The sequence below is a fragment of the Paraburkholderia sp. EG286A genome (assembly GCF_040965375.1).
Lineage (GTDB): Bacteria > Pseudomonadota > Gammaproteobacteria > Burkholderiales > Burkholderiaceae > Paraburkholderia.
Window position 1 is genome coordinate 444,757 of record NZ_JBFRCB010000007.1, and the last position, 9,743, is coordinate 454,499.

Sequence of the window (9,743 nt, forward strand, 5' to 3'; positions counted from 1 at the left end):
TATGGGTCTCTGGAATCTCTACTTCCTCGCCAAGCTGTACCTCTACTCGATCGGCACGCTTAAGCCCGAGTGGTGGATGAACTTCGCCTTCGTCATCCTGCTGCTCGTGCCGCTGCACAACCGGTGGCTGCGTATCGCGCGCAATGGGGTCGCCGTGATCGTGGGCATCGCCATTGCGTACCACGAGTCGAGCATGCCCGACATCGGCCGGGCGATCTCGCAGATCCCCGTGCTCCTCACCTTCACGCCCTCGTACATGTTCGAGCTCACGCGGCGCGTGATATCGCTGTCGATGGTCGTGTCGGCGGTGATCGCCGTGCTGCTCTACTTCCTCATCAACCGCTGGGTGCGCGTGACGACGCTCGTGCTGATCGCGCTCGTCGTCATGCCGGTCTGGCAGGGCGTGGGCACGTTCGTGGCGAACGCCACCGCCAATGCTTCGCTCGCCAGCACCGGCGACGAGGACAGCGGCACGGGCAAGAAGCGCGACGAGCAGTCGGGCAGCTACGACCAGCAGCTCGCGGCGTTCCGCTCCAACGAAGAAGGCCGGCACGTGAGTTTCACGCCGCTCACCACCGATGCGAGCGCGCAGTTCGACATCATCGTGGTGCATATCTGCTCGCTCTCATGGAACGACATGGATGTCGTGAAGATGCGCAATAACCCGCTCTTCTCGCGCTTCGACTACATCTTCCAGAACTTCAGCTCGGGGGCCAGCTATAGCGGGCCCGCCGCGATCCGCGTGCTGCGCGCCACCTGCGGGCAGGAGCCGCACAAGGCGCTCTACGACCCCGCGCCTGCCGAGTGCCACCTGTTCGCGCAGCTCGCGCAGGCCGGCTACACGCCGAACGCGCTGCTCAACCACAACGGCCGTTTCGACAATTTCCGCAGCACGGTGATCAGTGAAATCGGCGTGCCGGGCGTGACGATCCCGGCAAACGAAGGCTTCCCGGAGTTCATGAAGGAGTTCGACGGTTCCGCGCTGGCCGACGACTACGACGTGCTCGCACGCTGGTACAAGCAGCGCGTTGCCGCTGGAGGCGGGCCAGTCGCGCTCTACTACAACACGGTCTCGATGCACGACGGCAACCGGCTGCCCGCGCCGAACGACAAGCTCACGAGCCTGCAGTCCTACCCGATTCGCCTGCAGCGGCTGCTCGGAGACGTCGACAAGCTGATCGACCTCGTCGCGCAGTCGGGGCGCAAGGCGGTGATCGTCTTCGTACCCGAACACGGCGCGGCGCTACAGGGCGAAGAGAACCAGATTGCCGGCATGCGCGAGATCCCCACGCCGAACATCGTCCACGTGCCGGTGGGCGTGAAGGTGGTGGGTCTGCCGGCCGGCAGCGAGCACACCGGCGGCGTGACGACGATCGACACGCCCACGAGCTATCTCGCGCTCGCGCAGCTGCTGTCGAATCTCGTGGCGCACAGCCCGTTCGCCACCGGCGCGCCGCCGCTCGCGCAGTATGCGAACAACCTGCCGCAAACGCGCATGGTCGGCGAAAACGAAGGCACGGTGACGATGACGACGCCCACCGGCTACGTGATCCATACGCCGGACGGCGTGTGGGTGGAGGGCAAGTAATGGCGATGCGCTTGTGGGGGTCCGGCCGGCGTTCGCGCAGTGGTCCCGCGCTGCCGAGCGATATCGATGCGCTCGCGCGTCTCGTCGAGGGCGTGGACCGCGACCGTTATCTCGACGTTCAAGCCGAGGACGCCTGGCAGGCGGCCGCGAAGCGCTGGCCACTGGTGGCGGCCGTGCTGGAGTTGCCGGTGGAAGGGGAAAAAGGCTGAGTTAGTGCGAACTCGCGGGCCACGACCCGCCGCCGCTTTTACTCGGCGGCGACCAGCGTCGTGGGACCCGTGCCGGTGCACGCCGCTTCGCGGGTCATCGCGTCAGCTCCTCAGTGATCCTGATGATCCCTGGTCTGATGCGCTCGTACTTCAGTCACCGAATCGAACAACGCCTCGGCACGCGCCAGTTCGTCCAGCGCGTGGTCGAGGCGCGATTGCGCGGCGCCATAGCCAGGCGGCGCGGCCACGTGGTCGTGGGCCTCGCCACGCAGGGCGCGAAATGCCCGGTCGACGTTGCGGCTCGCCTCAAAAAAGCGTTGCGCGGCCTCGGCCTCTTGTGAACGGATGTGAATCGCCATGGAAGAGTTCCATCGTGAGCTGCGTCCAGTCTCCCGCCCGGGAGACATGGCGCGTTCTTGCGCCGCCAAGCCGTGAAGACGCCGTGTGCTCGGCAGGCGGCACGTCGAAGAGATCGCGCGTAACGCCGCGCGCCTGTTGTGCGCAGGCCTCGCTGCGCACGCGTTTGGTGAGATCTGCGTAGGTGTCGAAGTCGCCCATGCGCGACGCCTCGTGAATGGCCGCGAGGTCGCGCGCCTTGACGAGCGTGGGCTGCGTGAGCCGCACGAAGTACGGCGCCTCCAGCTCCGCCGTGAACACGAGCGGATGGCTCTTGCCGCCCGCCTGGGCGGCGCGCTCGACGCAATCCACCACCACCGTGCCCTGCGAGCGGCTTGGCGGCTTCGCCGTGCTCACGCTGCGCAGCCGCTCCGGAACGACCCGCAGCGAACTGCCGACGCTCAGTTCGGTTGGCGAGACGCACACGAGCGCGTAGTGATGCTCGCGCGCGGCGCCCGAAGGCAGCGTGGCGCTGCTCGTGACGAACACGTGCTGCGGGAGCTGGCGCACCTGGCCGCTCGCATCGACCCACGCATTCCAGACGACCACGCCGGCACGCTTGGCGCGCTTGTCTTGCGTGGCGCGCGGGCGGCTCGCCGCCGGCGAGAACAGGGCGAGCAGCGAGCCCGTGCGCAGCGCGGCGATTTGAGCGCTGTTGCCGAGCGACTGGCCGATGCCCCACAGGAAACGCCCGCCGCCCTGCCGACGCTCCCACTCCTTGCGCAGGACCAGCGTGGGGAGATCGACGCCGGCCTCTGGCCCGATTCGGGACCAGCAAAACGTGGGCGGTAGGTGTTGTAGTGCCATCGACTTCCTCGGAATGCAGCCGCCCGCCGATTTTGGCGGGCAATTCAATAACCGCTACTGTATAGGTATAATGCATGACATGGAAGCCCCAGATACTCATTTTCCGGTGCAGGAACTGCTGCGGCGGTTATCGGACGATTCACGCTCTGCCAGCGAAATTGCGCGGCTTTCCGGGGTCAGCCAGCCTACTGTCTCGCGTCTTCGCACGTCGAACGGGCGGCGGGTACGCCGGAGCGCGTCATTCAATAAGCTATGCAGTTTCTATGGTGTGCAGGCGCGGCCGTCGAGCCGGCACGCGGCCGCCTACAACGAATTGCTGCGCAATGCGATCGTCGAGGCGTGGGACGGCTCGGAAGAGCACGGCCGCGCGCTGCTCGTCGTCATCAAGGGATTGAAGGAGTTGAGGGAACGGGGCGCGTAGATTCGCCTGGGTGGGCTTGGGCGGCGCGTTTTACGCGAGGGCGCCAAAGGTAACCATCCATGGGAAATTTGCCCTGCATTTCGGGGCTACAGGGGCGCCACGAACCGTGCGGAGGCCATGACTGGCCGGCCAATCCCCATATGTGGTGACCTTTGCGTTTTCCTGCGCCGCGGGTGACTCAAACGTATGATGTGAGTGCGCACAGCGCAGCCGCCCGATCGCAATGTTCGACACTTGCCACCAGAGCACCGCGTCCATCATGTCCGCCGACACTACCCCCGCCCACACGAATGCTCCCGCCACGCTGCGCGGCCAGTGCCTGTGTGGCGCCGTGCGCTATGCGGTAACCAATGCATTCCGCTACGCGTTCAATTGCCACTGCTCGCAGTGCCGCCGTGCCACGGGTTCCGCGTTCAAGCCGTTTGCGGGCATCGAAAGCGGGGCGCTGCGACTCACCGAGGGCGAAGGGCAGACGCTGGTCTACGGCGACCCGCAGGCCGCCCACGACATCCATTGCGGCCGCTGCGGCTCGCTGCTCTATTCAGTCGTGCGCGAAGGGGCCTATGTGCACGTGACGCTCGGCACGCTGACCGATCCGCCCGACATCCGCCCCGCCGGCCATATCTTCGTGCGCTCGAAAGCGCCGTGGTTCGAGATCGCCGATTCGCTGCCCCAGTACGACGAATTCCCGCCCTGACGCTGCGTGCGTCGGCTCCGTCGCATGGCGCCATAGGCGAGCGTGGCAGCGGCCATCCCGGTATCGCCGCGCAACTGCCTGTCTTTGCGTTGATCGGCTAGTCTCGAAGCGTCCTGTCCTCTTGTCACAAGAACGGCGATCCCCATATGGACTCCATGACGATCGAGACGTACACGAGTGGCGCTGCAGACTACGCAGCCGAATGGGCGAACCAGCCTGCACCCGACGACCTCTATGCGCGTCTCATGCAGTATTTCCGGCGGGAGGGAAGGACGGTGGACATCGGCTGCGGGTCGGGCCGCGACGTGGCATGGCTGAACGCCCATGGTTACCCGACGACGGGCTACGACGCGTCGGAGGGTCTGATCGCACAGGCCGCCGCCGACTACCCGCAGTACGCCTTCGGTCTTGCCGCGTTGCCCGAACTGAAGGATGTGCCCGCCGCGAGCTTTGACAACGTCCTCTGCGAGACCGTGATCATGCATTTGCCCGTCGCACAGATCGGCGCGGCCTGCCGCCGTCTCGTCGAACTGCTCGAGCCCGGCGGCGTGCTCTATCTGAGCTGGCGCGTAACCGACGGCGACAGCGCGCGCGACCCGGCGGGACGTCTATATAGTGCGTTCGATCCGGCGCTCGTCACCGGCGCGCTCGAGGGCACGACCATCGCGCTCGACGAGGAGGCGGTCAACCGGTCCTCCGGCAAACGCGTTCAACGAATTGTCGCGATTCGCGCGTGAGCGCTGCCGCGCATGACGATCGGACAACGGGGAATTCGCGGGGAATAACAGCGTGCCATAGGCCAGGCGAGTGACAAAAACGTGAACTTCTCGCTTGAAAAATGGTCTAAGGGACTCATGTAGGAAATATGTAAGGTGGAGCGCTATCAAGCGGTACGACCCTAAAGACGGACAATGTGCCGCAAACACGACGATTCGGGTTGCCTCGCATGCCGTAACGCACTACCATACGCGGTCTTTCTGCATTGCACGAAAATCCAGGCTGCCACGTCGTCAGACGTTTGGCGCTCGCTTGGCGGGACCGGCATGCGCCCCCGCCCACTCCCCTGCAATTTCGTCATCGCCAGGACGCCACGCCGCTGGCGCGTGACCCTTTTTGCCCTTGTCGGGCTATCCCTTCGAGGAGAATGTATTGACAAGCCATGACCGGGACGACGCGCTGACCTCGTCTGCCCGCCCCGCACGCCGCTCGTCCAAAGACAAGACCGGCGATACGACGCCCATGGACGCAGGCTCGCAACTCGAAAAACGCCAGCATCAAATGCGGGCGCTCATCAAGCTCGGCCGTGAACGCGGTTATCTGACCCACGCGGACATCAACGACCATCTGCCCGACAACTTCGCGCAGACGGCCGCGCTGGAAACGATCGTCGCCACGTTCAACGACATGGGCGTGCAGGTGTACGAACAGGCGCCCGACGCCGACACGCTGCTCCTGAACGAAGATTCCCGCGCCGACCAGCAGGCCGACGACGAAGCCGACGAAGAAGTCGAAGTCGCGCTCTCGACCGTCGACTCCGAATTCGGCCGCACGACCGACCCCGTGCGCATGTACATGCGCGAAATGGGTTCGAGCGAGCTGCTCACGCGCGCCGGCGAAATCGAAGTGGCGAAGCGCATCGAAGACGGCCTCCAGGAAATGATCCAGGCGATCGCGGCATGCCCGTCGATCGTCGCGACCATCCTCGCCGACGCCGACCGCGTCGCGGCTGAAGAGATGCGCATCGACGAACTCGTCGACGGCATCGGCAGCGACGAAGCCGCGCAGGAACCGGCCGCGGCGGCCGACGCGGACGCGAGCGAAGAAGTCGAAGCCCAGGCATCGGAAGAAGAAGAGTCGGACGACTCGGACGACGACGAAGACAGCGACGCCGACAACAGCAAGGCCAACGAAGCCCTGCTCGCGCAACTGAAGGCAGACAGCCTCGCGATCTTCGCGCGCGTTCGCACGCTGTTCGAACAGATGGCCTGCACGTCGGACGCGAATGCGCGCGCCTCGGCTGCGGAAATGCAGATCTGCGCCGACATCCAGACGGAACTCGCGCCGATCCGCTTCACGGCCCGCACCATCGACCGCCTGTGCTCGCTGCTGCACGAGCAGGTCGCGCAGATTCGTGCGATCGAGCGCAATGTGCTCTCCATCGTCGTCGATCGCTGCGGCATGCCGCGCGAAGCCTTCGTCGAGCAGTTCCCGGGCCACGAGACCGATCTGGACTGGGGCGTGCGCGCCGCAGCCGCGTCGAGCAAGTACGGTCCCGCGATCGAGCGCAGCCTGCCGGCTATCCAGGCAGAGCAGCGCAAGCTCGCCGAGATCGAAGCGGCCGCATCGCTGTCGCTGCAGCAGATCAAGGCGATCAATCGCCGCATGACCGTCGCCGAATCGAAGATGCGTCAGGCGAAGGGCGAGATGGTCAAGGCCAACCTGCGTCTCGTGATCTCGATCGCGAAGAAGTACGTGAACCGCGGCATGCAGTTCCTCGACCTGATCCAGGAAGGCAACATCGGCCTGATGAAGGCGGTGGACAAGTTCGAATATCGCCGCGGCTGGAAGTTCTCGACGTACGCGACGTGGTGGGTGCGTCAGGCCGTGACGCGCGCGCTCGCCGACCAGGCGCGCACGATCCGCGTGCCGGTGCACATGATCGAAACGATCAACAAGCTCAACCGCATTTCGCGCGAGATCCTGCAGCAAACGGGTATGGAAGCGCATCCGGCGGACCTCGCCGCGCGCATGGGCATGACCGAAGAGAAGGTGCGCGGCATCCTCAAGATCGCCAAACAGCCGGTCTCGCTCGAAAGCCCGGTGGGCGACGACGGCGACGCGACGCTCGGCGACATGATCGAGGACGCAGGTTCGGCCTCGCCGGCCGATGCCGCGATCCACGCGAACATGCGCGCTGCCATCGACGAGGCGCTCAAGGCGCTCTCGCCGCGCGAAGCGAAGGTGCTGCGTATGCGCTACGGCATCGACACGACGTCGGACCACACGCTCGAAGAAGTGGGCAAGCAGTTCGACGTGACGCGCGAGCGTATCCGCCAGATCGAAAGCAAGGCGATGCGCAAGCTGATGCACCCGAGCCGCGCAGACAAGCTGCGTCCGTTCCTCGAGCGCTAAGCGGATTTATCGCTGCGCTCTCTGGAGCTGGATTGAAAAAAGCCCGTCACCTTCCGGTGACGGGCTTTTTCTTTATGCGACGCGAGCGCCGCTCAGTCCGTGCCGTATTTCGGCGAGTGCGGACCGTAGAGCAGGCCCGTCGGCGGCCCCGCGTGCAACAGGCGATAGCTCGTGACACCGGCGATATCGTGGCTCTTGTCGGTCAGCGAATTCGCGATCTGCTTGATTGCCGCCACCACCAGCATGCCAATCAGGCCGCCGCCACTGCTGTTGTTGCCTTCGTTGCTGCTGGCGCTCGCCGCGCCTTGCCACAGCACCTTGCCGGTTTTCAGATCGACGAGTTTCGCCGTCGCCGTCACCACCGTCGCGCTGTCGAGCACACGGTATTGCGTCCCGAATTGCGTGATCTTCGAGTACACCACCGCATCGGCGCCGAAGATCTCGCGCAGCTTCTCCGGCGGGGTCTGCTGGATGTCGCCTGCCGTCGTCAGCCCATTCTGCTTGAACGTCTCCTCCATGACCGCGACCGGAATCACGTAGTAGCCCGCCTCGGCGAGCGGCATCGTCATCTGGGAGAGCATGCTGTTCGACGCATTCACATCCGTCGTCGCGTTGTCGGGCGGCAGCACGAGGATCGAGCGCGGGCGCGCGTTCTTGAACGCCGTGTAATCCGCGTGCTTGACCGGCTGTGCACAGGCGGCCAGCAATGCGAGCGCGGACAGAGCCAGCCAGAGCTTGAGAGTGGAAAATCTGGACATATCGGTACGCTCGCTTATTGTTGTTTCGGTTTCTTCATGAGGAAGTCCATATAGGTCGACGACTCCGGGAACAGGTGCTTCTCGGCGTCGAATTCCTGCATGGCTTGCGTGTCGTTGCCGACGTTCGCGTAGAGCAGGCCCAGTTGCGCATGGAATCCGGGCGGCGGCATGTTGCCCTTCGCGCGGATCTCCTGCAGCGACTTCTCGAGCGCATCGATCTGTTGCTGCGGCGCCTTCTCGCCCTTCAGGTAGTCGTAGACCCCGGGCTGATAGCCGCTCCACTGGTAGAGCGGCGGCGTGGTGTTCGCGCAGCCTGCGAGCAGCAGCGTTGCCGCCGTGATGGGCAGGCAGAGTCCCCGAAGCGTGCCGATGTATTTCATGAAAACCCCGTATGAGTAGTTGTTCTGATTCAGCGTGAAGCGCGGACGACGTGGGAGGTCAGTGCGCGGTGCGCAGCGCACCCGCGTCGACCTGGTCGGCCAGATGGTTGACCGCTTCCTGGATCGCGAGCTCGAGCACCTTGCCATTGAGCGTCGAGTCGTAGCTCGCGGTGCCGCCAAAGCCAATGATCTCGCGGTTCGAAAGGCTGTACTCACCCGCGCCCTGCGCCGATGCGACGACTTCCGAAGTCGTGGTATCGACAACGTTGATGCTCACCTTCGCGTAGGCGATCTGGTTCTTGCCGCTGCCGAGAATGCCGAATAGCTGGTGATCGCCGACTTCCTTGCGACCGAACTCAGTGACGTCGCCGGTGATGACATAGTTGGCGCCCTTGATCGCCTGGGCTTTCTTGGTGAAGCCCGCTTCCTGGCGGATCTCGTCGAGGTTGTCGCGATCGAGCACGCTGAAGCGGCCGCTTTGCTGCATCGACGTGATCAGGATGGTCTTGGCCTGCCCGCCGAGCCGGTCGATGCCGTCGGAGAAGATGCCGCGCATGTAGCTCGAGCGATTGTCGAACTTGCCGACTGCGATCTGCACCGGCTTGCCGACGGCAGGGCGCTGCGCGCTGCTGACGGGCGGCACTGGCAGCGAACGCGACGACTCCGTCGCGCAACCGCCGAGGGCTGCGATGGTGGCGGCGGCGAAAAGCGCACCCCACGTTTTGGACGACTTCATGAATTCTCCTTGTTGTCAGGGCAAAAACGGCTGGACAAGGGAGATCGGCGAGATGCGGTGCCAGACGGCGGCGGCGTGCACGCGGAGCACGCAGGGCATCCCCGCAAGCGTCATTGCGGCGGAGATAGAGGGCGCAGAGCTTCGCTGCGCGCGCAAGTCATTCCATCGGTCGTGCATGTTTCTCGCTTCCCGCACGCGAGTGCATGCGCGGAAGCTCCCCGGTTTTTATTGGTGTAGCGTGTGATCTTTAGTTTGTAGTTAATGACTACACACGCGTCTATCGGCCGGATTAGGGAGAAACTTTAGGAAAATTGCAATTTAATGCGAATCAGATTTTTATTTGCGCGATTTCTGAGGCGTATTGACGCATGCATGAAATGCGATTTAAAGCGGTTTGGAGATTTTTGGTATTGGCCGCGAATAAATCAGGTCGCTGGGAATGATTGTTTTTTCTTGCGCCCAAACGCCAGAACCCCGGTGCTCTTTCGGAGCCACCGGGGTTCTGGACGTTACAGCATAAGGAGCCTGACGATTACCTACTTTCACACGGGCAATCCGCACTATCATCGGCGTGGAGCTGTTTCACGGTCCTGTTCGGGATGGGAAGGGGTGGGACCAG

Annotated in this window: 11 protein-coding genes; 6 read left to right on the forward strand and 5 right to left on the reverse strand. The window is 64.2% G+C overall.

The genetic code is table 11. The annotated features are described in order from the left end of the window. Position 1 precedes the first annotated feature (1 nt). Together bcsG and bcsR are read left to right on the forward strand one after the other, a co-directional pair. On the forward strand, positions 2 to 1,588 hold the full coding sequence (gene bcsG, locus AB4Y35_RS31925; protein WP_368707537.1) for a cellulose biosynthesis protein BcsG: 1,587 nt from the start codon (positions 2 to 4) through the stop codon (positions 1,586 to 1,588). Next, entirely contained in the window at positions 1,588 to 1,797 is a 210-nt protein-coding gene (gene bcsR, locus AB4Y35_RS31930; protein ID WP_246089262.1) for a BcsR/BcsP family cellulose biosynthesis protein, read from the forward strand. Before bcsG ends, bcsR begins: the two co-directional genes overlap by 1 nt. Positions 1,798 to 1,907: 110 nt before the next feature. Here bcsR and AB4Y35_RS31935 read toward each other — a convergent pair whose 3' ends face one another. Together AB4Y35_RS31935 and AB4Y35_RS31940 are read right to left on the reverse strand one after the other, a co-directional pair. Next, positions 1,908 to 2,156 carry a hypothetical protein gene (locus AB4Y35_RS31935; protein WP_368707538.1) on the reverse strand — a complete coding sequence of 83 codons (249 nt, stop codon included), beginning with the start codon at positions 2,154 to 2,156 and terminating at the stop codon, positions 1,908 to 1,910. Beyond that, positions 2,104 to 3,000 (reverse strand): hypothetical protein, encoded by an 897-nt coding sequence (locus AB4Y35_RS31940; protein WP_368707539.1) that lies wholly within the window; start codon positions 2,998 to 3,000, stop codon positions 2,104 to 2,106. The genes AB4Y35_RS31935 and AB4Y35_RS31940 overlap by 53 nt, the downstream gene beginning before the upstream one ends. A 79-nt stretch (positions 3,001 to 3,079) precedes the next feature. Between AB4Y35_RS31940 and AB4Y35_RS31945 the strand changes: the two genes are divergently transcribed. From AB4Y35_RS31945 to rpoD, 4 genes are all read left to right on the forward strand, one after another. Continuing rightward, on the forward strand, positions 3,080 to 3,421 hold the full coding sequence (locus AB4Y35_RS31945; RefSeq protein ID WP_342923052.1) for a helix-turn-helix transcriptional regulator: 342 nt from the start codon (positions 3,080 to 3,082) through the stop codon (positions 3,419 to 3,421). A 259-nt stretch (positions 3,422 to 3,680) separates the two neighbouring features. Then, positions 3,681 to 4,118: a GFA family protein gene (locus AB4Y35_RS31950; protein WP_368707540.1), complete on the forward strand. Its 438-nt coding sequence runs from the start codon at positions 3,681 to 3,683 to the stop codon at positions 4,116 to 4,118. Positions 4,119 to 4,264: 146 nt separating this feature from the next. Beyond that, the gene (locus tag AB4Y35_RS31955) at positions 4,265 to 4,855 is read left to right on the forward strand and encodes a class I SAM-dependent methyltransferase (protein WP_368707541.1); all 591 of its coding nucleotides are present in this window, start codon (positions 4,265 to 4,267) and stop codon (positions 4,853 to 4,855) included. A gap of 412 nt (positions 4,856 to 5,267) precedes the next feature. Then, complete coding sequence (gene rpoD / locus AB4Y35_RS31960; protein ID WP_368707542.1) at positions 5,268 to 7,250, forward strand: RNA polymerase sigma factor RpoD; 1,983 nt, start codon at positions 5,268 to 5,270, stop codon at positions 7,248 to 7,250. A 92-nt stretch (positions 7,251 to 7,342) separates the two neighbouring features. Here the strand turns inward: rpoD and AB4Y35_RS31965 are convergent, their stop codons facing one another. Genes AB4Y35_RS31965 through AB4Y35_RS31975 form a run of 3 tightly spaced genes read right to left on the reverse strand, consistent with a single transcriptional unit; the run spans position 7,343 to position 9,124 of the window. Beyond that, positions 7,343 to 8,008: a DUF799 domain-containing protein gene (locus AB4Y35_RS31965; protein WP_368707543.1), complete on the reverse strand. Its 666-nt coding sequence runs from the start codon at positions 8,006 to 8,008 to the stop codon at positions 7,343 to 7,345. Between the two features lie 14 nt (positions 8,009 to 8,022). Further along, positions 8,023 to 8,388 (reverse strand): DUF4810 domain-containing protein, encoded by a 366-nt coding sequence (locus tag AB4Y35_RS31970; protein WP_368693668.1) that lies wholly within the window; start codon positions 8,386 to 8,388, stop codon positions 8,023 to 8,025. Between the two features lie 58 nt (positions 8,389 to 8,446). Next, positions 8,447 to 9,124 (reverse strand): CsgG/HfaB family protein, encoded by a 678-nt coding sequence (locus tag AB4Y35_RS31975; protein ID WP_368707544.1) that lies wholly within the window; start codon positions 9,122 to 9,124, stop codon positions 8,447 to 8,449. Positions 9,125 to 9,743: the final 619 nt, after the last annotated feature.